Source organism: Peribacillus sp. NPDC097264, from assembly GCF_050277925.1.
Taxonomy (GTDB): Bacteria; Bacillota; Bacilli; order Bacillales; family DSM-1321; genus Peribacillus.
This window is the reverse complement of sequence record NZ_JBNNSR010000003.1, coordinates 136,002-161,167: the sequence shown is the minus strand read 5'-3', so window position 1 is coordinate 161,167 and position 25,166 is coordinate 136,002. Positions and strand designations below refer to the sequence as shown.

The window sequence follows — 25,166 nt, the reverse complement described above, 5'->3', positions numbered from 1 at the left end:
TATTATACTTCATGCAAATAGAGTAAATTAAAATAGAGGTGCAGATCATCATGCCACAGTTTTTTAATAAAAAGCTCCTTCTCTTGCTCGTTAGTATTATCGTTCTCGTGGCATTGATCGGTTTTTCATTAAAAGAGAGAGAAGAGTTAACTTGGCCCGAAAAGTTCTTGAAGGATACAACCGGTTGGGTTGGTAATGTGTTTAATAAACCAGTATCGGGTATTACAGGTTTTGTAGGGGATTTAAAAGACCTTCAGCATACATACGATGAAAACAAGAAATTAAAAGCTCGTCTGGATGAATACGTCTTGTTGAAAACGCAGGTGCAGGATTTGAAAGAAGAAAATGAAGAGCTTCGTGATAATCTTAAAAAAGAAGATGACTTACGAAAGTATGCACCCATTCAGTCAACGGTCATAGGTCGTAATCCGGACCGCTGGCATGAAATGCTAACAATTAACAAAGGCGAGCGTAACGGTGTGGAAAAAAATATGGCTGTCATCACTGCCAATGGCTTGATCGGTAAAGTTAAAGCCACGACTGAATTCACGGCTTCCGTTCAGCTTTTGAGTTCGATCGATAAAGCGAACCGCGTCTCAGCTATCGTCCAGGGTAATGATAAGGCATATGGTTTGATAGAAGGGTTCGATGATGAGAAGAATCTTCTATTAATGAAACGGATTCCTTATGATAAAAAGATCAAGAAAAACTCTAAGGTCATCACATCCGGTTATGGCGGGATCTTTCCTAAAGGTCTGCTAATCGGTAAGGTTGTTGACGTGAAGGTGGATCAATATGGATTGAACCAAACCGCATATATTGAGCCGTCAACGGATTTCTATGATATCAATAATGTCATGGTCGTTAAACGTGAAGTTGAGGGAGCTGAAGAAGAAAGTGAAGGGGAGGATGAAGCTAAGTGAAACATTTCATCCTTTCTTTTGTAGCCTTACTCTTCTTCGTTTTTGAAAGTATCTTTGCGCAACTTTTCGCGGGGGATGTCTTTGGAAGCAATAACATTCTCGTTCCCCGTTTCATGATCATTTTCGTCTTCTTCCTGACCATGTATGGTTCAAGGAAGCTGGGGATGTTGTATGGAGCCATTTTGGGGCTGACCTATGATGTCGTATATACGGAGATTTTGGGGATTTATATGTTCCTTTTACCTTTTCTAGCATATTTGATTTCCAAAAGTATGAAGATCCTTCAAAACAATATTCTCATTAACTGTTTAATGGCACTTGTCTTTACGGCAATTGTAGAGTGTGTATCTTATCAAATGAATCATATTCTTACTTTTGCGGATATGGGATTCGGGGAATTTGTGGACAGGAGATTCATTCCAACACTCATATTGAATCTCATTTTTATTATTATTAGTTGCTACCCCTTAAAGAGACTTATTGAAAAGTTTGATTTACAGGGAGAAATGGAATAACGTTCACTGGACTGTTGGATGCGGTCTAAAATGTATTTTCTCTTTAACATGTGCGTAGAAAAAGGTAAATTGTTTTCCTATGTCGAATTATATTTCATTGAGGTGAAACAAACGTCATGAATAAAAGAATTCAGCAAAATGTTATGATTAAGGGGACAAAGGACGGGTTTATGCTTCATCTCGATGATTCTTGCTCATTTTCCGAATTATTGAAAGAGTTAGAAGTGAAGCTTTCGGCAAACTATCAGTTTCAAGAAAACGACCCGTCCATTTCCGTTAAAGTACATACCGGGAACCGCTATCTAGATGCAGACCAGAAGGAAAAAATCAAAGAAGTTATTCATAAAAAGAAAAAGCTTATCGTTGATGAGTTGATTTCGAATGTCATGTCAAAGGAAGATGCGAAACAGTGGAAAGACGAAAACCAAGTGACAACTTTGACCAGGGTGATAAGATCGGGACAGGTTTTTGAAGTGCCCGGCGATTTGTTGCTCATTGGCGATGTCAATCCAGATGGTACTGTCCGAGCTGGTGGGAGCATCTATATTATGGGACAGCTGAGAGGCATTGCCCACGCTGGTTATTTGGGGAATAAAAAGGCCATCATCGCTGCATCCATCATGAAACCTGCACAATTGCGAATTGCGGGGAAAGTGAACTTATCTCCTGACCAATATACGAAATTTGGACATGACTTGGAATGTGCGTTCATGGACGACGAAGAAAATATCATCATTGATAAACTGCAAGTTTTGAAGAAATATAGACCTAATTTAAATAGATTAGAAGGGGGTCTCTAATCGTGGGAGAGGCAATAGTTATAACATCTGGTAAGGGTGGTGTCGGCAAAACGACCACCTCAGCCAATCTAGGAACGTCGTTAGCTCTTCTAGGCAAAAAGGTTTGCTTGATTGACACGGATATTGGTCTTCGGAACTTAGATGTGATTATGGGGTTGGAAAACCGTATCATCTATGACTTGGTCGATGTAGTCGAAGGGCGTTGTAAAATTCATCAAGCACTTATTAAAGATAAGCATTTCGAAGATTTGCTTTATTTGCTTCCGGCTCCACAAAACAGTGACAAATCAGCTGTGAATGAGGAACAGATGAAGAAACTGATCAGTGATATGAAACCGGACTATGATTACATCGTGATCGATTGTCCGGCAGGTATCGAGCAGGGCTTTAGGAATGCGATAGCGGGTGCGGACAGGGCCATCATCGTCACCACCGCTGAAAGACCGGCCGTCCGTGATGCAGACCGTATCATCGGCCTGCTTGAGAAAGAAGAGCATATCGATCCTCCTCAATTGATCATCAATAGAATCCGTGGACACCTTTTACATGAAGATGAAGAAATGGATATTGACGGAGTAACCAATTTCCTTAAAATTGATCTTATCGGTGTTATACCTGATGATGATCAGGTCATTGTGGCTGCGAATAAAAAGGAACCGATAGCTTACAATCCGGACAACAGGGTCTCGATTGCCTATCGGAACATTGCCCGCCGGATTCTTGGTGAATCTGTGCCGTTGACTCCAATTGGTGGAGAGCAAAAAGGTTTCATGTCTAAATTGAAAAAATTCTTTAGTGTGCGTTAATTTAGTAAGCGGGAGCATTCCATGCCCTCGCTTTTTTTATTTTTATCGAAAAATGGATATAAAAAAGGTAAGCCTTATAATAGGCTTACCTTATCTATTGTACTAAAGTATTATAAATGCAACAGGTTATCCGCGTCTTCCGCCTCTACCGCCACGTTTTGATTCTGTACTACGTTTGAGCGTAGATAAATTCTCTTCGCTAGTCTTTAAAAAACGGACCATTTTATCTTCGAAGTTTTCCTTAGGTTGAAAATTGCCTTTAGAACGAAAATCTTTATTACGATTATCGCCTTGGCGTGGTGGGCGTTTAGTATAAGAAGAGGTTTGTCCTTCGGGTCTATCTATAGCTTTTTTGATGGACAAGGCAGTTTTTCCGTCTTTCTCGCTGATCACTTTTACCTCAATTTGGTCGCCTATTTTAAGATGGTCATTAACGTCTTTTACATAGCTGTCCGCTACCTCACTGATATGCACAAGACCTGTTGAGCCTCCTGGTAATTCTACGAATGCTCCAAAATTAGTGATACCTGTTACTTTACCTTGTACTTTGCTGCCTATTTCGATTGACATATTAAAATTGTTCCCCCTCAATAATGTTAAAACAACTTCATTATAACAAATAAAGTAGGTGAATATCAATTGGATTTTTCACCTCTTCCATTATTAAAAGGGAAAGGCTTTCAAAACGTTTGAAAATCAGTCTTTTTTTCTTTCGTCCATTCGTTTTTAAAACGCAAACCATTCATCTGTCGTAAAGAAAAACGATTCCTCGTCATAGTCTGGACAGGTTGCTCATAAGTTTTAATATGAGCGCTTTGATATGAGCAGGGGGTAGATTTGGAATGGATGATCGCAGGAAAGATATCCGCAATCGTATCGCCAAGAGACGAAAGGTGAAGGATAGCCCAGTGCTTAACAGTACTTGGACGGAGATTGAAAAGGAGAACCCGTACGAATTCGAATCTTTTGACGGGTATTCAGAAAAAGATCATCCGCTCTTTAAGAAGGAATATTTCTTTTTGAAAATCTTGGTGAGCATTTGCCTATTCTTAGTGGTTGCCGTGATGTTCAAGCACCCTTCCGTTCGCTTGGACTCAGCCAGAAGCTTTGTTACGGAAAACATGAACCAAGAGTTCCAATTTGCATCGGTTTCCAGTTGGTATGAAAATGCATTTGGCAAACCTATCGCATTTTTACCGACTGAATCCACTACTGAAACGGCGGATTCAGGTGAAGAATATGCGATGCCTGCATCGGGGGAGATTACCCAAACCTTCGAGGCGAACGGCGAGGGAATCATAATGGAAACGAGCTTAGGGTCCAAGGTCGAAGCCATCAATGAGGGGGTGGTCATTTTTGCAGGAGAAAAAGAAGGAATCGGTAAGACTGTGGTCATACAGCATGCCAATAAAAGTGAGTCATGGTATGGCCAGTTGGAAAAGATTGATGTGAAGCTCTATGATCTGGTGAGGGAAGGGAAAGAAGTAGGACAGGTCACAGTAAGCGAGGATGGTTCCAAAGGCAGGTTTTACTTAGCCATTAAAGAAAATGATGCATTCATCGATCCTAAAAAGGTGATTTCCTTTGACTGAATACGCGAACTTACTGTCCAAAATCAAGATTCATCCGACGCTGTGGTTCGTCATAGGAATCGCCATCCTTACGGCACACTTTATTGAAGTGATGATGCTTTTACTCATCGTATTTATCCATGAGATGGGACATGCTGCGTGTGCACAGTATTTTAAATGGCGGATCAAGTCGATTCAGCTCCTCCCCTTTGGTGGGGCTGTCGAGACCGAGGAATATGGCAATAAAAGTTTGAAGGAAGATCTTGCAGTCGTACTGGCGGGTCCACTGCAACATATATGGCTCATTGGAGCGGCTTACCTGCTCTATTTCTTTTCTGTCGTTTCTTCTGATCTGTATCATTCCTTCTTCTATATGAATCTTATGTTGTTGTTCTTTAACCTGCTGCCAATTTGGCCATTGGACGGGGGAAGGCTACTCTTCATTGGTGTTTCCCTATACTGTACCTTCCTTGAGGCTCAGAAATATACCTTATATTTTTCTGGTGCATTCGCTGTATTGGCGTTTTTAACATGGCTTCTTCTCGAACCGCTTAACCTGAATATTTGGCTGATCATCTTTTTTATCAGTCTTTCTCTAATCATGGAGTGGCGACAGCGATATTATGCGTTCATGCGGTTTCTTCTGCAGCGCCATTACGGAAACACGAATGATCTGGCCAAATTAAAACCCATCATGGTGGATGCCCATGAACCGATTTATAAAGTGCTGGAATTGTTTCAACGTGGCTGCAAGCATCCCGTCATCATCATGAAAAATGGGAAAGAGAGTGGCTCATTGGATGAGACGGAAATACTTCATGCCTATTTTTCCGAGAAAATGACCAATGGGCAAATTGGTGACCTGTTATATTCTTATTAAATATGATATCCTTTCTTCAAATTGAGGAGAGGATTTTTTTGATGAAAAAAGTGATTGTGAACCTATCTTCGCGTGAGAAGAGAGTAGCTGTCCTAGAAGATGAAGTGTTACGGAAAGTCGAAGTCATGCCACCTCATCAACATAGTACGGTAGGTAATATTTATCTTGGCAAAGTGACTAAGGTCTTGCCAGGAATGGATGCCGTGTTTGTCGATTATGGTGCAGACAAGAATGGTTTTCTGCATCGGGATGAAATTCCGGCATATCAACTGACGAAGCGTGATGGAAAATCACCCATCAATCATTATGTTAAACAGGGTGAAAAGCTGCTCGTTCAGGTGAGCCGTGATGAAACGGGTACAAAAGGGGCGAAATTGACGGGGCTGATCGAGTTTTCGACGGATTCCCTCGTTTACATACATGGAATAGATTATGTTGGTGTGTCGAAGAAATTCAAAAATGAACGTTTGCAAAAGTATTGGAGAGAAAAAGCAACAGAATATAAGCAAAAGGACGAGGGGTTGATTGTTCGCACCTCGATGGAGAAGGAAAGTGAGTCGGCATTTCTCGACAAGCTGAATACACTGAGGCAGCTGTATAAAGAACTGGAAGGAAAGTCCGGTACGATGAAGGCACCTGCCCTCCTCTATGAGAAAGATACATTCCTAGAGATGGTTATCGCTGAAATGGCGAAAACGGTATCAGGTCAGCTCTTTATCGACAATTTTGATGCGAGTCAAGAGTTGAAAAAGTGGGTGCTGACTAATGGTAAGGAATGGAGTATATCCTATGAGACTGGTGCGAAGAACATTTTTTCAGAACGGAATCTAGATAACCAGTTCGAAAAGGCCATGAAAAAAGTGGTCTGGCTCGATAATGGGGGTTATCTGATTTTCGAAGAAACCGAAGCGTTCACCGTAATCGATGTCAATTCAGGGAAGTTTACAGGCAAGGTGGAAAAGGAAGCGACGCTTTTTGAAGTGAATGCAGCGGCAGCAAAAGAAGTCGCCCGTCAGCTGAGGCTTAGAAATATTAGTGGAATCATCTTGATTGATTTCATCAATATGGAGAAACCGCAACACAGGCTTGAAATCATCGATCTGTTCAAAAAGGAAGCCGCGAAAGATGAGATGCGGATGAAGGTTGTCGGATTTACTGAACTAGGAATCCTTCAAGTGACGAGAAAACGGACATCCCCTTCGCTTAGTGAAACCATGACGGTTCCTTGCCCAACCTGCAATGGAAGTGGAAAGGTGGAAAGCGCTGAAACCGTTGCCTTCCGCTTGGAGCGGGAGTTGCTGGAGCACCGCAAAACGGACGATGAGGCCGTTTGGGTGGAACTTAGCCAATCAGTGGGGGATGTCCTGTTGGGGGAAAAGGAATCATATAAAGCGACATTGGAAGAACTAATATCCAAAAAGCTAGTGATCTCTTATGTTCCAGGCCCGGTCCATACATATTCCATCAGGCGCTTCGGAAGTTATGAAGAAATCAAGCGGTCAGTAAAGTGATGGACAAGAAATCCAACAAATGTATTGACAGTCATTCAGGTTTCATGATAGGATTTTAATGTTATGTTTGTAGCACCCGTGCTACAACCGCTCAACAACAGGTCTTAAGTTTTTTGTCTTCTGGACAAAACGCCTGTGATTGGCGAGTCTGAGACATTCAAGGAGGTGCAAGTATGTACGCAATTATCGAAACTGGCGGAAAACAAATTAAAGTAGCAGCTGGCGAAGCGGTTTACATTGAAAAATTAAACGCTGAAGCAGGCGAAACTGTTACATTTGACAAAGTTTTATTCGTAGGTGGCGAGGACGTGAAAGTCGGAGCTCCACTAGTGGAAGGCGCTACTGTAACAGGTACTGTTGAGAAACAAGGGAAGCAAAAGAAAATCACTGTCTTCAAATACAAAGCGAAGAAAAACAATCGTAGAAAACAAGGTCATCGTCAACCATACACTAAAGTTGTTATTGAAGCAATCAACGCGTAAGGGCTGATATCAAGATGATTAAAGTTATCTTTGATGCTCCGCAAGAACGGATCACTTCGTTCACATTAAGCGGACATGCTGATTTTGCTAAAAAAGGTTCCGATATCGTTTGTGCAGGCGTATCGGCCGTATCCTTTGGATCGGTCAATGCGATTATGTCCTTAACGGATGTAGAACCTGAGATTGAGCAAGGGCAAGACGGCGGCTACCTTCGCTGCGTCATCCCGGGGAATCTTTCGCCGGAATCCGAAGAGAAGGTGCAATTGCTCTTGAACGCAATGCTCATATCGCTACAAACCATCGAACGTGATTATGGTAAATATATGAAAATTATCCTCAACCAGTAGGAGGTGGAACAAATGTTAAGATTAGATCTTCAGTTCTTCGCTTCGAAAAAAGGAGTAGGTTCTACAAAGAATGGACGTGACTCAATCTCTAAGCGTTTAGGCGCTAAACGTGCAGATGGTCAATTCGTTTCTGGTGGTTCTATCCTTTACCGTCAACGCGGAACAAAAATCTATCCAGGTGAGAACGTAGGCCGTGGTGGAGACGATACTCTATTTGCAAAAATAGACGGTGTTGTTAAATTCGAACGTTTCGGACGTGACCGTAAAAAAGTAAGCGTATATCCAGTTGCACAAGAAGCATAATTGGCATCTTTGAACAGAGGCTGACTCAAAAGGGTCTGATTCCTTCTATGAGACACTATATATCGCGTCATTATTGATAATGGTATGCTTTATATAGTGTAGAAGGGGTCCGGCCCTTTATTTATACTATAAATATGATGAATAACCAGCGTTTTGCAGGAGATTTTAGTCAATTAGTATGGAAAACCACCTCTGATTCACAAAAGGCTCGCCAGTTTTGGCGGGCTTTCTTATACTTTAGGGGGTAAAATCCTGGATTGCTCTAACTAACACATTGATTGAATTTAAATAGACTGTTCAATTCAACTATTATATCTCCAATTGTTGCATGAATAAGCCCATTCTCTTTGCAAGTTCAAACGGCTCTACCATCGTCCAAAGAACTCAGGGTGTGTGGCTGTATTTTTTGGACGGGGGCTTTCATATGAAGGCATGTGAATCGAGCTTCATTTCCTGTTTGTTTTGTTTTTTGATATACTGATACAAATGGAAGTATTCAACATGATAGAGCCAAAAAAAAGTTTCTTTATCATAATTGAAGGTGTTAATAATGGATAAAAATTGGACGACTATTGAAACGCTTCGTCAGACTAGACATGATTGGCTGAATAGAATTCAAATTATAAAAGGGAATTTGGAGTTGAATAGAATTGATCGCGTCAAAGGATTCATTGACGAGATCATAATTGAAACCCAGAATGAGGCAAGGCTCTCTAGTTTGAATATGCCAAAGTTCAGCGAGATGCTGTTGACGTCGAATTGGAGTAATTCAACATTTCAATGTGAATTTGAAATTATCGATGTTTTTGCGGGCTCCAATGAGTTGGACGAGTTGATGTCTCGTTGGACGAACGATTACTTTAAAGTTTTAGAAAAGAATCTCGATCCTTTTGGAGAAAATGTACTGGCTGTTTCTATGTGTAAAAAAGAAATAAGTGATATGCGTTGTTCTTTTCATTTGCAGGGCCGTTTCAATGATCAATCCGCGGTGGTGGAATTTATAGAAAAATCCTTAACAGCGGAGCAATCAATAGAAATGCGTATTTGTAATGAGAATGAATTATTCTTTAAGATGGATATTAAGTTTTAGAGAAGTATACAGCAAGAAATGACTTGCAGAAAACAAGGAAGTGATAGCATGTTTGTCGATCAAACGAAAGTCTATATAAAAGGCGGAGATGGTGGTAACGGAATCGTTGCTTATCGTCGAGAGAAATTCATACCAAAAGGCGGACCTGCCGGCGGAGATGGCGGCAATGGAGCAAACGTCGTATTTGAAGTGGAAGAAGGATTGCGGACGTTGATGGATTTCCGTTATCAACGTCACTTCAAGGCGCCTCGCGGGGAACACGGCATGTCTAAAAATATGCATGGTGCAACTGCGAAGGATATGGTCATTAAAGTTCCACCTGGTACAGTTGTCATTGATGAAAAAACGAAAGAAGTCATCGCAGATTTAGTTGAACATGGACAACGTGCCATTATCGCTAAAGGCGGCCGTGGTGGACGCGGGAATTCCCGTTTTGCGACACCAGCCAATCCGGCACCGGAAATTTGTGAAAATGGCGAACCAGGACAAGAACGCGATATTATCATGGAACTGAAGTTATTGGCTGATGTAGGCCTTGTAGGATTCCCGAGTGTTGGTAAATCTACATTGCTTTCAGTCGTATCAGCAGCCCGACCTAAAATTGCCGAATATCATTTCACGACAATCGTGCCGAATCTTGGTATGGTTGAAACGGAAGATCACCGCAGTTTCGTCATGGCCGATTTACCGGGGCTAATTGAGGGTGCTTCTGAAGGAGTAGGTCTTGGACATCAATTCTTGCGCCATATTGAAAGAACAAGAGTCATCGTTCACGTGATAGACATGTCTGGCCTTGAGGGCAGAGATCCGTACGAAGACTACCTGACAATCAATAAGGAACTAGAAGAGTATAATCTTCGTTTGACTGAACGTCCGCAAATCATCGTAGCCAGTAAAATGGATATGCCTGATTCAGCAGATAATTTAGCGGCATTCAAAGAAAAGCTTGAAGAGGAATTCCCGGTCTTCCCGGTTTCAGCTGTAACACGTGAAGGTATCCGTGAACTTCTTTATGCAATTGCCGATAAAATCGAAGAAACACCTGAATTCCCGCTTGATCATGAAGAAGAGAATACCGGGGTTCATCGTGTTCTTTATAAACATACAGCCCTTTCAGATGAATTTGATATCGAGCGTGAATCGGATGGCAGCTTTGCTGTTAAAGGATTCAAGATTGAACGTCTATTCAAAATGACGGACTTCACACGTGAAGAATCCATCAAGCGTTTTGCTAGACAACTTCGCTCATTCGGTGTCGATGAAGGATTGCGCCAAAAAGGTGCGAAAAACGGGGATATCGTTCGTATCCTTGAATATGAATTTGAATTTATTGACTGATAATATGTAAAAACCATGGTGGTAGGCAAAAGGAGCGTGCGGACTTTGAATAAGGCCGATCAGAAATTTTTCCTCGTTCGAGAGGATGTCCTCCCCGAAGCGATGAAAAAAACGCTGGATGCTAAAGAAATGATTGAACGGGGAAAAGCAGATTCAGTTTGGGAAGCGGTACAAAAAGTGGATCTGAGTAGAAGCGCCTTTTACAAATATCGGGACACGGTCTTTCCGTTTCATACGATTGTCAAAGAAAAGCTAATCACTCTGTTCTTTTACCTCGAAGACCGTTCCGGGACTCTATCGGAGCTCTTACGACTGGTCGCCTCATCTGGCTGCAACATCATGACGATTCACCAAACGATTCCCTTACAGGGTCGTGCCAACGTCACTCTCTCGCTCAACACGAGTGGGATGACGGTGGATATTGATGATCTTTTAACAAGATTGCGTAAAATGGAATTCGTCGAAAAGGTCGAAATCCTTGGGAATGGTGCATAGAATAAAGCCTGTACAGTTCATTGTACAGGCTTTTTTTTATGTGTGGTCATTAAAGATTAACTATTGTAATAAATCAGAAAATGGCATAACATAAACAATAGATTGTCCGTGAAAAGGGGATTATAATATGACTTCAAAAATAGCATTTCTTGGACCGAAAGCAACGTTCACGGATTTAGCTGTCTCTCGCTTATTTCCTAATGATAGTAAAATTCCGATGAGTACGATTCCAGACAGTCTCGACGCTGTCCGCGATGGGGAAGTAAGCCATGCGCTGGTCCCAATCGAGAATGCGTTGGAAGGTTCGGTAAATATAACGATGGATTACCTGGTTCATGAAGTGAGGCTTCCGATTAAAGGGGAAATCACGATTCCTATCCAACAGCATTACATGGTTCATCCGGATCATGCCAATCCTGACTTTAAACCGGATAGGGTCTATTCCCATTCACACGCTATTGCACAATGCCGTAAATTCCTACATAAAGATCTAAGTGGCATCCCATTTGAATATGTTACGTCAACGGCTGCAGCAGCAAAAATGGTAATGGAGAATCCGGATGCCAAAATTGCAGCCATCGCGAACGAAATGGCAGCACAGGAGTATGGGTTGACGATTCTTGAACGAAATATTCACGACTATGAGCATAACCACACCAAATTCATTGTCGTATCCAACGGCGAGGTCGATTTCAGTGGGCATTTGACGACTGAGGGAGACAGTAAAACGACGTTGATGATCCAGCTTCCGGCCGATCATTCGGGACAGCTTCATCAAGTCCTTTCCGCTTTCTCATGGAGGAAGCTCAACCTATCCAAAATTGAATCTCGGCCGATGAAAACCGGACTGGGCCATTATTTCTTCATTATCGATGTAGAAATGGCACTTGACGAGGTGCTCATCCCGGGCACGATTTCCGAACTAGAGGCCCTTGGCTGTACCGTTTCCATCTTGGGCAGTTATCCATGCTTTACGGTTCAAAATGGATTGGTGCACCGATAAGAAACAGAACGAGGAAGTGGACACTGTATGGTGAAAAATCCTTGGATATATTCCAGGGATATTTTTTTTGATCACGGTTTTCTTTGAGGACGAGGAGTTCAGTTCGTTTCTTCATAGAAAATAGGAGGCCCATTATTTTAAAGAACGTTAAGTCATCTAGCCCATATAATAGAGTAATGTAAAGACGAGAATACATATCCAAGGGGTTAGTTATCGTAATGATGTCCTTATACAGAATCTGACCACAAATAAACGAAAATAGATGAAAGTAGAGGATAGGAGATGTGCGGTAAAGATGGGGAATCAGTTCAAAGAAACATTTGGTTCTTGGGTTCAAGCCATCGGAACGGTTTTATCCGCCATCGCTAATACGCCGACTCTTGTACCGGAAGAGGAGACGGCTACAAACTTGGATGTGGTGGGGAATGTCCTTCAGGGAACGGGGAATGCGGTGATTGCGGATGGGGAGGAAGCTTTCACCCTGGATCAAATAGGAAGTGCTATCCAAGCCATTGGAAACTCCACCGTCATTACAGGATTAATTGGGGATTTTTCAGATGAAACGAAACAAATATTGGTCATAGATGGAAACTTCATTCAAGCTTTGGGCGGAGGCGTTTCTGCAGCTGATATAACGGAAAATTCGCCGGCCGAAGGAATAAATATAGTGGGTAACATATTGCAAGCGGTGGGGAATTCATTACAAGCCCTCGCTGGCATCATCGATTTGAAAAGTGGGGACCAAGACTTAAGTGCTGGCCAAGGATATGGGAATCAAGGGAATGCGAGCCTAGGGGGCCAAGGGTATGGAAGTCTAGGATATGGAGACGAAGGGAATGGGAACAATGGAAATAGTGAGGGGCAATTAGATTCGCAATCCATACAAGTATTGGGGAGCTGGATTCAAGCAATAGGGGCCATCCTCACCCTGATTGCTCAATTAATAAGTAATGAATCGGGTGAGAGTGGAAGTGAGTCGTAAGGAAAAAGGACACTTCGAAAGACGTGCTTCGAAGTGTCCTTTTTTTAGTTAACCAAAATTCCGGCCTCACTTAACGCCTCTTCGGCTTCGTCCAGTAAGTCTTCTGAAGCGGCACTAATGGTATGAAGGTGAATGCCGCTAGTCAGTTCCGATAATAATGTGGCTTTTGTTTTAGTAACCTTTGAAAGGAAGGATGCCACTTCTTTCCGATTACTGACCATGATGGAAGCCGTTAAGTCCCCATACACGGGATGCTCTATTTTCACATCTTTGACGGTTATGCCGATATCGACAAGTAGAAATAATTCTTCCTGGGCTCGAGTGGGCTCATGCTGACAAGCGATGGTCCGTTCCGGGTTTTGTCTAGTCTCGGTTTGCAAGTAGATATACCCCTGGCTAGTAGCGATAATCGGCTCATTTCGTGCTTTAAGAAGGGTAATGTCACCGACGATGACCTGCCGGCTCACATTGGTTATTTGGGAGAGTTCGCTACCGGTAACAGGCTGTGAACTTGTTTGTAGGATATGTAAGAGCTTGGTTCGTCTTTCTTCGCCTAATAATTTCTTTTTTTGCATGATCCTTCACCTCGTTATGTACAAATAGTTTACCATAAAATAAAGGGGCTAATCGAATGAAAGTCGATTTACCCATGGTGTTCCTTAAATGCATGCGGGTGAATGCAGCAAAAAAGAGGGAGGCACATGGAAACGTCCGCCCTCAATCTTGTACAATCATAGGTTACTTGCCTTGAAAGTATTGCCTCCGTTCATATCACCAGATTGGAATCCTTTATTAAACCAGCGCTTTCGCTGCTCGGAGGTTCCATGCGTAAAGCTGTCAGGAACAACATACCCTTGAGCTTTCTTTTGGATGGTGTCGTCTCCCACTCCACTGGCTGCACTCAAAGCCTCTTCGAGATCGCCTTCCTCAAGTAAGTTCTCTCCTTGAGCGTGATGAGCCCATACCCCTGCTAAATAGTCAGCTTGAAGTTCCAGTCGAACAGAATATTTATTATATTCTTTTTCACTGACCCTTGACCGGTCGGGCATTTCTTTTCTAGACGTGCCCAATAGGGTCTGTACATGATGTCCCACTTCATGAGCTATGACATAAGCCATTGCAAAATCTCCGGGTGCCTGATACTCATCTTGAAGTTCCTGATAGAAACTCAAGTCAATATAAAGCTTCATGTCACCGGGACAATAAAAGGGTCCCACTGAAGAACCGGCCGTTCCACAGGCCGAGTCGACACTTCCTGTATACAAAACGAGAGTGGGCTCTTTATATTCTAGACCTTGCTTACGAAACTCTTCCGCCCAAACCCGCTCGGTATCTCCAAGAACGACCGAGACAAATTGAGTTAGCTCCTTCTCCTGGTCCGTTTCCTCATAGGAGCCATTGTCTGTAGTATCATTGGAACCAAGGCCATTCAAAAGATCACTCGGGTTGCCACCTAGGAACATAACGATCAAAACGACAACTATGCCAAATCCGCCACCAATCCCGGCGATGCTCTTTCCACCCATTCCTCTTCTGTTCTCAACGTTCGAACTCTTTTGTCTTCCTTTCCATTTCATTTAGATATCCTCCTAGGTTGTTGTTTTTTATGTAGTGCTATCTTGATCAGCATTTTATAAATCCTATACCTTATACCCAAAGTTCGGATCGATTAGACAGAAATGCCCTCTGGCAAAAAGCGGTCAATCCTGCTAACCCCTCATTTGAACGGGTTTTTCCGACTGTGTGGCTTTCATTCATATTTTAGTTTCATCAAGCATAAGTTTTCATGATAAATAATAATGGCAATTTACCCACTACATCATAGTATATATGGACATATGCACAGGAGGGGTTATCAGCGTGAAAATTCATATAGTCCAAAAAGGCGATACGCTTTGGAAGCTCGCAAAAAAATATGGCGTCAGTTATGAACAACTGAAAAAATCCAATTCTCAGTTAAGTAATCCGGATATGATGATGCCGGGCATGAAAATTAATATACCTGGAAATACATCGGGATCAATTAAAAAAGAGATGGGCGCGCCACAAGTGACATATCAATCCAAGGAATCTCAAATTCAACCGATTCAAATGAAAGAACAGCAAATTCAACAACAACCCGTAATGAAGGAACAGCAAAAATATCAAGCACCCATAAAAGAACAGCAGAAATTTCAACAGCCTGTGATAAAAGAATATCAATTGCCTATTAAAGAAAAACAAATGCCTATTAAGGAAATGCCTATTAAAGAAAAACAAATGCCTATTAAGGAAATGCCTGTTAAGGAAAAACAAATCGTCGTACCTAAAGAGGTTCAGGTACCGAAACAAGTGATACCAGAAATAGATATCAATAATTATTATTTGGTCAATATGACCAACATGAGTGTACAGAAGCCACCAACTCCACCAACTCCCCCAAAAAAGGTTGAAGCGGTGAAGCCGGTAGAAAAACCGGTAAAGAAAAAATCAAAAAAGAAGCCAGTTGTTCAGGAAATATGTGAACCGGTAGACGATTGCATTCCAATCACCCCTATTATGCCAGGTAGCGGTTTTTGCATCGATCCACCGCCATGGGCATCCATGCCCATGCATGGAGTCCAAGGAGCTTTTCAAGGAGCCCCTCACTATCAACAAGGTGTTCAAGGCATGCAAGGCTATCAAATGATGGAAGAAAGTTCAGACGTATGGGGAGAATCTCCTGATATGCATTCAATGGGTCAAAGTACCGTCCAAGGAGCCAGTCAAAACCAGGCCGGTCAGCAATACTATCCATATCAAGCTTCAGCACCCGTCCCACATCATATGTATGGCGGAACTCCACAACAAGTTGCAGGTGCATATATGCCGCACCATTATGAGTCATCTTCCGAGTCGTCATCGTCGAATGCTTCGAATTTCCAATACTATCCACAGCAGCCCTATATGCAGTCCAATATGCAAGCCGAAAGTGAGGATTGTGGCTGCAACAAGGGAGAAATAGGAACATATGGACCAGAGAAAGAAGTGAAGGGCCAATACTATGCTATGGAGGAAACGCAAAGCAAGGCGCACCATCACCCTGATTATCATCAATTCCATAAAGGCAGACCACAATACTCAGAATCCTATGCGGGAGCTAGTATTCAAAGTCTAATGGGGGAAAAACAGCATCCAATGCAATATGAAGTAGAATCGGTGGATGAAATTCAAATTCAAGAATATCAAGGAGGACCTCCTGGAGGCATGATGGGGAACCAGCCCGGCAATCAGATGGGAGACATGATGGGGAACCACCAGTCTGGCAATCAGATGGGAGACATGATGGGGAACCACCAGCCCGGCAATCAAATGGGAGACATGATGGGGAACCACCAGCCTGGCAACCAGATGGGAGGTATGATGGGGAACCAACCCGGCAATCAGATGGGAGGTATGATGGGGAACCAACCCGGCAACCAGATGGGAGGCATGATGGGAAACCAGCCCGGCAACCAAATGGGAGGCATGATGGGGAACCAACCCGGCAACCAGATGGGAGGCATGATGGGGAACCAACCCGGCAACCAGATGGGAGGCATGATGGGTAATCCATACGGCAACCAGATGGGAGGCATGATGGGGAACCAACCCGGCAACCAGATGGGAGGCATGATGGGGAACCAACCCGGCAACCAGATGGGAGGCATGATGGGAAACCAGCCCGGCAACCAAATGGGAGGCATGATGGGGAACCAGCCCGGCAACCAGATGGGAGATATGATGGGTAATCCATATGGCCATCAACTAGGGGGCCAACCAGGTGCGATGCCAGGTCAGTTTGGCGGACAGCCCGGAATGATGCGTGGACAGCTCGGAGGTCACCCTGAAGCAATGATGCCAGGGCAAATGGGTGGTCAACCAGGTCAATTCGGAGGCGTTCAAGCACCTGAAACATTTGGAATGCCTACGTATGCGGACGAAAGTGATGACTACTAATTATCAGGGGGACAGTGTTTTTTACACTCGTCTCCTCTCTTATTTAAACCGCCGACCAAAGAACGTCCATCATCTTCAGAGCAATGTCTATATGATTTCATTCAAAAAAGATGCTCCCATCATTCTTAAAGGATTCGATAGCTTTGAAAAATGGGATCGACAAAGGGAATTGACTTCCTTGTTAAGTCAAAAAGGGTTCGAACAAACGTATCAGATTCACCAGAAGTTAATGCCGTTCCAATTCAAAGGGAAATGGTATGGCAGTATGGACTATATACCTCCAAGCAAGAAAAAGTTCCGTTTTTCCCATCATAAAGACCGGTTGGAGGGCATTGAATTATTGGAAAGATTTCACGATGTTTCTGAAAACCTGTCGATCAAAGCTCCCCTATTTGATCAGGTGAGAAAATGGAAAGAAAGATTGTCATTATTCAAAAAGAACATTTCGTATACTCGCCAATATGTTTCAGATGAAATCATCAATGAGTGGGTAAGGTGGGGGGAATGGTCCTTGGAGGGGTTTGAAAAAAACCAATCAAAATGGGATAAGGAAAAAAACGTCATCATTCACGGTGACTGTGCCCACCATAATTTTTTGAGAAGAGAAGATGGGTCACTTGCTTTAATCGATTTCGATTTAATGGCGAAGGCACCACGATGCATCGATTATTTACAATATGCCAATCGGATTTCACCCCATCTCGATGATGCTGCCACGATGCTTTGGCAAGTTCCACAGTTGAAAAAATATCAAAAAGATCGGGCATTTCTTTATGCTTTGGCTTTCCCTACGGATATATTCCGCGAGTGGAACAGGAATAATAAAAGCTCATCACAATTCCATTCCGTTTGGAAAATGACGGTGGAGGGGTTTTCGAAGCGAATGGAGATGAACGAAAAATTGGCGGACATGATTTCCAAAAGGTAATGAGTATCTAATATGGACATAACTTACAGACTGAAATCCCTTCAATACACCCATGCTAATTATGAGCGAAAATAGGCTCAATCCATTTTAGCAAAGGGGGGATTGTTGGTGCGGAACAAAATTTGGGCACTGCCGCTTTGCACGGTATTCATTGGGGGTTTGATTGGCTGTGCCAATAATGATACGGCAGAGAATCAAAATCCTATGAATGAAACGGGGTACCATACAACCGAAAAGAATGCACTAGTTCGTCAAATCAATTTTGATGATATGGAAAAGGATTTGTATGGAAAAGATGATGCATACAGCAAGAAGGACCGTAACTATCATGGTCATGAAAGCAAACCACTTCGGGCTAAATCATCCTATTATAACTCCTATGAAGGGACATTGGTCGACCAAGCGGATAAGATTGCAAATCGTGTAGACAATGTCATTGACGCCAGGGCCATCATCATGAAAGATGAAATGCTAGTGGCTTTGTTGCTAGATGATTATGATCAGGCGACGGCGGTCAAAGAAGCGGTGTGGAAGAAAATCGAACCTCTAACAGAGGGCCGGGCACTTTATGTAACGACGGATGAAGGTGTATACTACCGGACGATGACACTCGATAATAACCTGCGAGACGGAGATACAAAAGAATTAATTGTCCTGGATGCCAATGATATGTTCGACAACCTGGATATTCATAAAGATCATATCAAATAAACGCATCCAAGCTGGCTTCGAATGGAGTCAGCTTCTTTTCTTTAAAAAGACCAACGGAATTTTTTCGGTTAATAATCGAATTTCAGGTCAAACTATGTAAAAAGTAAACGCCTTAAGAGGTGATCGCATTGATTAATCAACTGAAAATCCAGTTTTTCTTGGCCTTGTTCGTCATCCCGTTCTGTTTGACTGCTTTTGCCGAGGAAGCAAAACAAGAGGAAAGTCAGCCAATCGAACAAAAAGTCATCCTCCAGCGTTTGTATCTCGATGGGGAATTAAGTGAAGAAAAATTGACGGAAAAGATTTGGACGATGGAAGACTTTTGGTTGAAATACCAAGGATGGAATGTGGTTGATCAAAATGATGACCACATTGTATTGAATAAAATAGAGAATGATATATCGCCCTTACTCAAAGCAAACGGCTATCTTGGGATGAAGGAGGATGGGACTCTATCCATTTTTATCGGGAAGCCGGAGCATGCCAAAATCATTCATACTTTCTATCAATTGGATGTAGGGAAATTGGAAGTGTACAAGCAGGAAGAACTGCAAAAAGGGATTCCAATCGTAAATAAGGATCAATATAAACAGCTTATTAAGGAATATGAGCCGTATTCGATTAACTAGGATGGGAGAAATACACCCATCCTATTTGTCTGCCTTCCAAGGATCGATGGGTGACTTAACGCCAAACTGATGGGTAGGGAATTCAGGATATCCAGCGTCGGGGCAAAAGGTGCCTATCTCAAAAAAGCATAGGCGGTGAACACCACCAATTGCTAAATAACTTTTAATAAACTTCCCTCTCCTTTTATGATAAAATGAGAGGTACAGCTAAATCAGGGAGAGAATTAATTTGTATGATTATATAAAAGGCATGGTCGATTATATTGGACCTGAATACATAGTCGTGGATAATGGGGGAATCGGATATCAAGTGCTGACTCCGAATCCTTTTATTTACTCCGCCCAATTTAAGAAAGAGACTCAAGTTTTTCTATATCATTATGTACGTGAGGACATGATTTCTTTATACGGATTTCAATCGCGGCAGGAAAAGGCTCTGTTCACGAAACTATTGAATGTGACGGGAATCGGGCCGAAAGGGGCGCTTGCTATATTGGCGTCGGGCCAGGTGGATCAGGTTGTGCAAGCCATCGAAAATGAGGATGAGACGTTCCTTGTAAAATTCCCTGGAGTCGGAAAGAAGACAGCACGCCAAATGATCCTTGACTTAAAAGGCAAGCTTGAGAATATCATCCCGGATGCTTTCCCGAACTTATTCAATGAAGGAGTTCCGACGGCAATCAATCAAAATGGGTATACCGAAGAGTTGGACGAAGCGATTCTGGCCCTGAAGGCACTTGGTTACTCGGAAAAAGAAATACAGAAGGTCGCGAAAAAGCTGCAAGTGGAAGAAATGACGACCGAGCAATACATTAAGAAAGCATTGCAAATGATGTTAAGATAAGGAGTGGCGCAATGGAGGAGAGAGTTTTTAATCAGGAAGCCGATTTGAACGAACTATCCTTTGAACAAAGCCTGCGACCGCAAAACTTAAAGCAATACATTGGACAGGATAAAGTGAAGGCGAATTTGAGTGTATACATCGAAGCCGCCCGGATGCGCGAAGAAACGCTTGATCACGTGCTTTTGTATGGACCGCCGGGGCTTGGGAAGACGACGCTTGCCGTCATCATTGCGAACGAAATGGGAGTCAATATCCGCACCACTTCTGGACCGGCCATTGAAAGACCGGGAGATTTGGCAGCCATTTTGAGTGCCCTTGAACCAGGTGATGTCTTATTCATTGACGAAATCCATCGTTTGCCTCGGGTCGTGGAGGAAGTCCTCTATCCAGCCATGGAGGATTTTTGTCTGGATATCGTGGTCGGTAAGGGACCCGAAGCTCGTTCAATCCGAATCGATCTACCACCGTTCACCCTTGTTGGTGCTACAACTCGTGCGGGTTCACTATCAGCACCTCTTAGGGACCGGTTTGGCGTCTTGAGCCGCTTGGAATATTACACGGAACATCACTTGACCGACATCGTTCTCCGGACAGCCCAAATCATGGATACAGAAATGGATGACCAGGCTGCCGGTGAGATTGCGAGAAGGTCGCGGGGGACCCCTAGGATTGCCAATCGGCTTTTACGCCGTGTGAGGGACTTTGCCCAAGTTCGCGGGGATGGCACAATCACGACGAAACTGGCTGATTATGCATTGGAATTAATGCAGGTCGACCGTTTAGGACTGGATCATATTGACCATAAATTACTTAAAGGAATCATTGAAAAGTTTCGTGGTGGTCCTGTGGGCTTGGAGACGATCGCAGCTACGATCGGGGAGGAAGCGCATACGATTGAAGATGTGTATGAACCTTATTTACTGCAGGTTGGTTTTTTACAGAGGACTCCTCGAGGTCGTATGGCAACTTCGCTTGTTTACGAGCATTTCGGGATGGAGATGCCTGAGCGATGAATGTGCCTAAGACGATCATGACTCTAGGTGTGATTATTTTTGTGATTGGATTTGTGATGAAGTTCATTCAGCTTGGCAGGCTCCCGGGGGATATCTTTTTCAAGAAGGGAAATACGACTTTTTATTTTCCTATCATGACCTCGATCATCGTCAGCATTGTGCTGTCGGCTATTTTTTATTTAATTAGCCGTTTTAAATAATAACTAACTACATGATACACAGATTAGGAAGTGGAACAGATGAAATTAGAAGAGTTTGATTTTCATTTACCAGAGGAATTGATTGCCCAAGTTCCTTTGAAGAACAGGGAAGCAAGTAGATTGATGGTATTGGACAAGGAAACCGGTGAGATTCAGCATGATGTATTCAGTTCAATCACGGAATATGTGAAGCCGGGTGATTGCCTTGTATTGAATGATACGAAGGTTTTACCTGCAAGACTTTATGGAAGTAAAGAGGAAACAGGCGGGAAAGTTGAAGTTCTTTTGTTAAAACAAGAGAGTGACGATGTTTGGGAGACCTTGGTGAAACCTGCAAAACGTATTAAAGAAGGATCCACTATCGTTTTTGGTGATGGCAAGCTACGTGCGGTCTGCACAGGCATTCTGGATCATGGCGGCCGGATTATGAAGTTCCAGTATGATGGCATCTTTTATGAAATATTGGACGAACTTGGCGAAATGCCGTTGCCTCCTTACATTAAAGAACAACTTGACGATCAAGACCGTTACCAGACGGTTTATGCACGTGAACGTGGATCTGCAGCAGCACCTACGGCTGGTCTCCACTTTACGGAGCATTTGCTTGAGAAGCTTAAAGACATGGGTGTTCACATCGCTTTCATCACGCTACACGTTGGGCTTGGAACGTTCCGCCCTGTAAGTGTGGAAGACATCGACAGTCATGAAATGCATTCGGAATTTTACCAAATGACCGAAGGCACAGCACGGTTGTTGAATGAAGTGAAAGGAAACGGCGGAAGGATCATCACAGTCGGCACGACATCAACAAGAACGCTGGAAACGATTGCATCCCGTAATGACGGGGTTTTCAAGGAAGAAAGCGGCTGGACAAGCATTTTCATCTATCCTGGTTTCGAATTCAAGGGAATCGATGCAATGATCACGAACTTCCATCTGCCAAAATCAACGTTAATCATGCTTATTTCTGCACTTGCAGGAAGGGAACATGTTCTGCATGCTTACGAAACGGCAGTGGAAGAAAAATACAGGTTCTTTAGTTTTGGAGATGCAATGTTAATCAAGTAATATAAAGAGTGATAGGCTCTTGAAGGGAGTTATTGCGTTGACTGCAATACGATATGAGTTAATCAAAACATGTAAACAGACGGGGGCACGGCTTGGTCGCGTTCATACGCCACATGGTACTTTCGAAACTCCAGCATTTATGCCGGTAGGGACGATGGCTACCGTCAAAACGATGTCACCTGAAGAATTGAAACAAATGGGGGCAGGCATCATCCTCAGCAATACGTACCATTTATGGCTACGTCCAGGACATGAGATCATCAAGGAAGCTGGAGGACTGCATAAATTCATGAACTGGGATCGCGCAATATTAACGGATTCCGGCGGTTTCCAGGTATTCTCCCTAAGCAAATTCCGTCAAATTGAGGAAGAGGGCGTCCATTTCAGAAACCATATCAATGGTGATAAGCTATTTTTATCTCCTGAAAAGGCAATGGAAATCCAAAATGCACTAGGCTCAGATATCATGATGGCATTCGATGAGTGTCCTCCATTCCCGGCTACCGAGGAATACATGAAGAAGTCTGTCGAACGGACATCACGCTGGGCAGAACGCTGCTTGAATGCTCATGAACGTCCAAATGATCAAGGATTATTCGGTATCGTTCAGGGTGGGGAGTTTGAACATCTCCGTAAACAAAGTGCGAAAGACCTTGTTTCCCTAGATTTCCCGGGTTATGCTATTGGGGGATTATCGGTGGGTGAACCAAAGGATATCATGAACCGTGTGCTTGAGTTCACGAGTCCGCTCCTTCCGACGAATAAACCTCGTTACCTTATGGGGGTTGGATCACCTGATTCATTGATTGACGGTGCAATCCGCGGGGTTGATATGTTTGACTGTGTATTGCCAACACGAATCGCTCGTAATGGTACATTGATGACAAGTACTGGCCGATTAGTCGTAAAAAATGCGAAGTACGCGCGTGATTTTGGTCCAATCGATGAAAATTGCGATTGCCATGTTTGTAAAAATTATAGCCGGGCATACATTCGCCACTTAATTAAATGCGAAGAAACGTATGGTATTCGTCTAACGACTTATCACAATCTTCATTTTCTGTTAAACTTGATGGAACAGGTCAGACAAGCTATCCGAGAAGATCGCCTTGGAGACTTTAGGGAAGAGTTTTTTGAACAATATGGTTTCAATAAGCCAAATGCAAAAAACTTCTAATTCCATAAATACTTTAAAAAATGAAAGGAGTGAATATAAATGGGTGGTTTAACACAATTACTTCCGTTAATCTTAATGTTCGTATTGTTCTATTTCCTACTTATCCGTCCGCAGCAAAAACGCGCCAAGAATACAAGAAACATGCAAGAGAGCTTGAAAAAAGGCGACAAGGTTGCAACGATCGGTGGAATGCACGGAACAATCGATGCTATCGATGAGTTAAAAATCGTCATTAAATCTACAGATGGTTCAAAACTAACGTTTGACCGTGCTGCAATCCGTGAAATTACGGAAAGCGCACCAGCAAGAGAAGCACAAGTATAAGACAGACGAAAACCGGGCCCTGTGCCCGGTTTTTTGTTTCTATTAATTCGTCCGTGATTCTGAGCTCATATTCACTCCAAGTACTCCACCCATCATAGCGGTAATGACAAAGCATCCGTAATAAATCCATTGTTTCAAGGTGAACAGTGCATCATGTCCCAAGTATTGAAAAAGGAACACGACAAGGAGATACATTAATCCTGTACTGCCACCTAGGAATAACCCCTGTTTCTGACCTTTGCCCCCTGAAATGAACCCGCCAATGAATAATGATATAAAGGACACGATCATGATTACGTATGTCAGGGATGATTCCGTCAATGAAGTGAAACGAAGAAGAATTGAAAATAGAAAACTTGCAATCACAGCTATGGCAAAGATGGAGCCGACGCCATAAAGTACGGCGACGCTCATTTTTTTTGTTTCGATGTTTATTCCCCCTTTTTAAAAGGCTGAATCGACTAGCCTGTTGATGTGTTTGTACAAGCATATTCCACTTTTATCCGCTTTAGACCAGGTTTGAGAACCTTCTGGGAATTTTTAAAATAAAAAGAGTAATTATTCTTCATCCCAGCCATGATAATGGTGAAGGAAGTGCTTTGCTATGGAAAATTATTTAAGCAGTGGGTTAAGAACCTTGTTTGTTTATCTATTCATTTTGCTCCTTTTTAGGTTGATGGGAAAACGAGAGGTCGGGGAACTTAGCATCCTGGATTTGGTGGTTTCCATCATGATAGGAGACATTGCTGTATTAGCCTTAGAAGGAAATGATGAACCATTTTTTGGAACGATTTTCCCGATGTTGGTCCTTGCAGTTGTTCAAATCATATTGGCATTCTTTTCATTGAAGAGTGTAAGGTTCCGCTATCTCATGGATGGCCAGCCGCAAATCATCATCAACCAAGGGAAAATAGATGAGAAAGTAATGAGAAGGCAACGGTATAATTTTAATGATTTGTTGACGCAGCTCCGCGAACAGGGAATCAGTGACTTGAATGAAGTGCAATTTGCGATACTTGAATCTTCGGGCAAGCTCTCTGTCATTAAAAATAGCCAAGGGAAGAAGTCAAAAAGTATCGAAACACCATACCCGCTTATCATCGACGGAAAGATACAGGAAAACAACCTAGCATACATAGGAAAAGACAAATACTGGCTTCTGCATCAGTTGAAAAGGCATGGATACCTGAAGCTTGAAGAAGTCTCGATTTGCGGTTTCATCAATGGTCAGATCTATATTGATAAAAAAGAAGTGAGGAAATAACCAAG

General features: G+C 42.8%; 30 protein-coding genes and 1 other annotated feature. Of the genes, 26 read left to right on the top strand and 4 right to left on the bottom strand.

The window, feature by feature from the left end; all coding sequences use genetic code 11:
• Positions 1-50 precede the first annotated feature (50 nt).
• The 4 genes from mreC (at position 51) to minD (ending at position 3,044) form a co-directional block, all read left to right on the top strand.
• Positions 51-923 (top strand): rod shape-determining protein MreC, encoded by an 873-nt coding sequence (gene mreC, locus ACQKL0_RS06100; protein WP_402958193.1) that lies wholly within the window; start codon positions 51-53, stop codon positions 921-923.
• Entirely contained in the window at positions 920-1,438 is a 519-nt protein-coding gene (gene mreD / locus ACQKL0_RS06095; RefSeq protein WP_402958195.1) for a rod shape-determining protein MreD, read from the top strand. The genes mreC and mreD overlap by 4 nt, the downstream gene beginning before the upstream one ends.
• 116 nt (positions 1,439-1,554) lie before the next feature.
• Complete coding sequence (gene minC / locus ACQKL0_RS06090; protein ID WP_402958197.1) at positions 1,555-2,238, top strand: septum site-determining protein MinC; 684 nt, start codon at positions 1,555-1,557, stop codon at positions 2,236-2,238.
• 2 nt (positions 2,239-2,240) lie between these two features.
• The gene (gene minD / locus ACQKL0_RS06085) at positions 2,241-3,044 is read left to right on the top strand and encodes a septum site-determining protein MinD (protein WP_402875789.1); all 804 of its coding nucleotides are present in this window, start codon (positions 2,241-2,243) and stop codon (positions 3,042-3,044) included.
• Between the two features lie 126 nt (positions 3,045-3,170).
• Here minD and ACQKL0_RS06080 read toward each other — a convergent pair whose 3' ends face one another.
• A complete protein-coding gene (locus tag ACQKL0_RS06080; protein ID WP_402875787.1) occupies positions 3,171-3,614 on the bottom strand; it encodes a S1 domain-containing RNA-binding protein in 444 nt (147 codons plus the stop codon).
• A gap of 272 nt (positions 3,615-3,886) precedes the next feature.
• On the opposite strand from ACQKL0_RS06080, the gene ACQKL0_RS06075 reads away from it, so the two are divergent.
• The 11 genes from ACQKL0_RS06075 to ACQKL0_RS06025 all read left to right on the top strand — a co-directional run bounded on the left by ACQKL0_RS06075 (position 3,887) and on the right by ACQKL0_RS06025 (position 13,046).
• On the top strand, positions 3,887-4,636 hold the full coding sequence (locus ACQKL0_RS06075; RefSeq protein WP_427686654.1) for a peptidoglycan DD-metalloendopeptidase family protein: 750 nt from the start codon (positions 3,887-3,889) through the stop codon (positions 4,634-4,636).
• The gene (locus ACQKL0_RS06070; protein ID WP_402875783.1) at positions 4,629-5,495 is read left to right on the top strand and encodes a M50 family metallopeptidase; all 867 of its coding nucleotides are present in this window, start codon (positions 4,629-4,631) and stop codon (positions 5,493-5,495) included. Before ACQKL0_RS06075 ends, ACQKL0_RS06070 begins: the two co-directional genes overlap by 8 nt.
• A 41-nt stretch (positions 5,496-5,536) precedes the next feature.
• Positions 5,537-7,006 carry an Rne/Rng family ribonuclease gene (locus ACQKL0_RS06065; RefSeq protein WP_427686652.1) on the top strand — a complete coding sequence of 490 codons (1,470 nt, stop codon included), beginning with the start codon at positions 5,537-5,539 and terminating at the stop codon, positions 7,004-7,006.
• A 75-nt stretch (positions 7,007-7,081) separates the two neighbouring features.
• Positions 7,082-7,166: a sequence feature (ribosomal protein L21 leader region), on the top strand.
• Between the two features lie 13 nt (positions 7,167-7,179).
• Positions 7,180-7,488, top strand: coding sequence for a 50S ribosomal protein L21 (rplU, locus tag ACQKL0_RS06060; RefSeq protein ID WP_402875780.1), 309 nt, complete (start codon positions 7,180-7,182; stop codon positions 7,486-7,488).
• A 14-nt stretch (positions 7,489-7,502) separates the two neighbouring features.
• Positions 7,503-7,835, top strand: a complete 333-nt coding sequence (locus tag ACQKL0_RS06055; RefSeq protein ID WP_402958202.1) for a ribosomal-processing cysteine protease Prp — start codon at positions 7,503-7,505, stop codon at positions 7,833-7,835.
• Positions 7,836-7,847: 12 nt separating this feature from the next.
• Positions 7,848-8,138 (top strand): 50S ribosomal protein L27, encoded by a 291-nt coding sequence (gene rpmA, locus ACQKL0_RS06050; RefSeq protein ID WP_402875777.1) that lies wholly within the window; start codon positions 7,848-7,850, stop codon positions 8,136-8,138.
• Positions 8,139-8,688: 550 nt separating this feature from the next.
• On the top strand, positions 8,689-9,228 hold the full coding sequence (locus tag ACQKL0_RS06045) for a Spo0B domain-containing protein (protein ID WP_402875775.1): 540 nt from the start codon (positions 8,689-8,691) through the stop codon (positions 9,226-9,228).
• Positions 9,229-9,276: 48 nt separating this feature from the next.
• A complete protein-coding gene (obgE, locus tag ACQKL0_RS06040) occupies positions 9,277-10,566 on the top strand; it encodes a GTPase ObgE (RefSeq protein WP_402875773.1) in 1,290 nt (429 codons plus the stop codon).
• Positions 10,567-10,611: 45 nt separating this feature from the next.
• Positions 10,612-11,061, top strand: a complete 450-nt coding sequence (locus ACQKL0_RS06035; RefSeq protein WP_402875772.1) for an ACT domain-containing protein — start codon at positions 10,612-10,614, stop codon at positions 11,059-11,061.
• 127 nt (positions 11,062-11,188) lie between these two features.
• Entirely contained in the window at positions 11,189-12,064 is an 876-nt protein-coding gene (gene pheA, locus ACQKL0_RS06030) for a prephenate dehydratase (protein ID WP_427686650.1), read from the top strand.
• A gap of 295 nt (positions 12,065-12,359) precedes the next feature.
• Positions 12,360-13,046: a DUF6944 family repetitive protein gene (locus tag ACQKL0_RS06025; RefSeq protein ID WP_427686648.1), complete on the top strand. Its 687-nt coding sequence runs from the start codon at positions 12,360-12,362 to the stop codon at positions 13,044-13,046.
• A 44-nt stretch (positions 13,047-13,090) separates the two neighbouring features.
• Here the strand turns inward: ACQKL0_RS06025 and ACQKL0_RS06020 are convergent, their stop codons facing one another.
• Together ACQKL0_RS06020 and ypfJ are read right to left on the bottom strand one after the other, a co-directional pair.
• Complete coding sequence (locus ACQKL0_RS06020) at positions 13,091-13,624, bottom strand: transcription repressor NadR (RefSeq protein ID WP_427686798.1); 534 nt, start codon at positions 13,622-13,624, stop codon at positions 13,091-13,093.
• Positions 13,625-13,777: 153 nt separating this feature from the next.
• On the bottom strand, positions 13,778-14,623 hold the full coding sequence (gene ypfJ / locus ACQKL0_RS06015; RefSeq protein ID WP_427686646.1) for a KPN_02809 family neutral zinc metallopeptidase: 846 nt from the start codon (positions 14,621-14,623) through the stop codon (positions 13,778-13,780).
• A 283-nt stretch (positions 14,624-14,906) separates the two neighbouring features.
• Between ypfJ and safA the strand changes: the two genes are divergently transcribed.
• From safA to yajC, 10 genes are all read left to right on the top strand, one after another.
• Positions 14,907-17,003, top strand: coding sequence for a SafA/ExsA family spore coat assembly protein (gene safA, locus ACQKL0_RS06010; RefSeq protein ID WP_427686644.1), 2,097 nt, complete (start codon positions 14,907-14,909; stop codon positions 17,001-17,003).
• Positions 16,993-17,931 (top strand): phosphotransferase, encoded by a 939-nt coding sequence (locus tag ACQKL0_RS06005; RefSeq protein WP_402869849.1) that lies wholly within the window; start codon positions 16,993-16,995, stop codon positions 17,929-17,931. Before safA ends, ACQKL0_RS06005 begins: the two co-directional genes overlap by 11 nt.
• 108 nt (positions 17,932-18,039) lie before the next feature.
• Positions 18,040-18,642: a YhcN/YlaJ family sporulation lipoprotein gene (locus tag ACQKL0_RS06000; protein WP_427686642.1), complete on the top strand. Its 603-nt coding sequence runs from the start codon at positions 18,040-18,042 to the stop codon at positions 18,640-18,642.
• A gap of 128 nt (positions 18,643-18,770) precedes the next feature.
• Positions 18,771-19,271, top strand: coding sequence for a BofC C-terminal domain-containing protein (locus tag ACQKL0_RS05995; RefSeq protein WP_402869845.1), 501 nt, complete (start codon positions 18,771-18,773; stop codon positions 19,269-19,271).
• A 229-nt stretch (positions 19,272-19,500) separates the two neighbouring features.
• Complete coding sequence (gene ruvA / locus ACQKL0_RS05990; RefSeq protein ID WP_402958215.1) at positions 19,501-20,115, top strand: Holliday junction branch migration protein RuvA; 615 nt, start codon at positions 19,501-19,503, stop codon at positions 20,113-20,115.
• Between the two features lie 11 nt (positions 20,116-20,126).
• Positions 20,127-21,128 carry a Holliday junction branch migration DNA helicase RuvB gene (gene ruvB, locus ACQKL0_RS05985; protein WP_402869841.1) on the top strand — a complete coding sequence of 334 codons (1,002 nt, stop codon included), beginning with the start codon at positions 20,127-20,129 and terminating at the stop codon, positions 21,126-21,128.
• Positions 21,125-21,328, top strand: coding sequence for a DUF2905 domain-containing protein (locus ACQKL0_RS05980; RefSeq protein ID WP_427686640.1), 204 nt, complete (start codon positions 21,125-21,127; stop codon positions 21,326-21,328). Before ruvB ends, ACQKL0_RS05980 begins: the two co-directional genes overlap by 4 nt.
• A gap of 39 nt (positions 21,329-21,367) precedes the next feature.
• The gene (gene queA / locus ACQKL0_RS05975) at positions 21,368-22,396 is read left to right on the top strand and encodes a tRNA preQ1(34) S-adenosylmethionine ribosyltransferase-isomerase QueA (RefSeq protein WP_402958220.1); all 1,029 of its coding nucleotides are present in this window, start codon (positions 21,368-21,370) and stop codon (positions 22,394-22,396) included.
• Positions 22,397-22,433: 37 nt separating this feature from the next.
• A complete protein-coding gene (tgt, locus tag ACQKL0_RS05970) occupies positions 22,434-23,573 on the top strand; it encodes a tRNA guanosine(34) transglycosylase Tgt (protein ID WP_402869835.1) in 1,140 nt (379 codons plus the stop codon).
• Positions 23,574-23,612: 39 nt separating this feature from the next.
• Entirely contained in the window at positions 23,613-23,897 is a 285-nt protein-coding gene (gene yajC / locus ACQKL0_RS05965) for a preprotein translocase subunit YajC (RefSeq protein ID WP_402869833.1), read from the top strand.
• A gap of 42 nt (positions 23,898-23,939) precedes the next feature.
• On the opposite strand, the gene ACQKL0_RS05960 is transcribed toward yajC, so the two are convergent.
• Positions 23,940-24,311: a TIGR04086 family membrane protein gene (locus ACQKL0_RS05960; protein ID WP_427686638.1), complete on the bottom strand. Its 372-nt coding sequence runs from the start codon at positions 24,309-24,311 to the stop codon at positions 23,940-23,942.
• Positions 24,312-24,501: 190 nt separating this feature from the next.
• Here ACQKL0_RS05960 and ACQKL0_RS05955 point away from each other — a divergent pair, with 190 nt between their 5' ends.
• Entirely contained in the window at positions 24,502-25,161 is a 660-nt protein-coding gene (locus ACQKL0_RS05955) for a DUF421 domain-containing protein (RefSeq protein WP_427686636.1), read from the top strand.
• Positions 25,162-25,166: the final 5 nt, after the last annotated feature.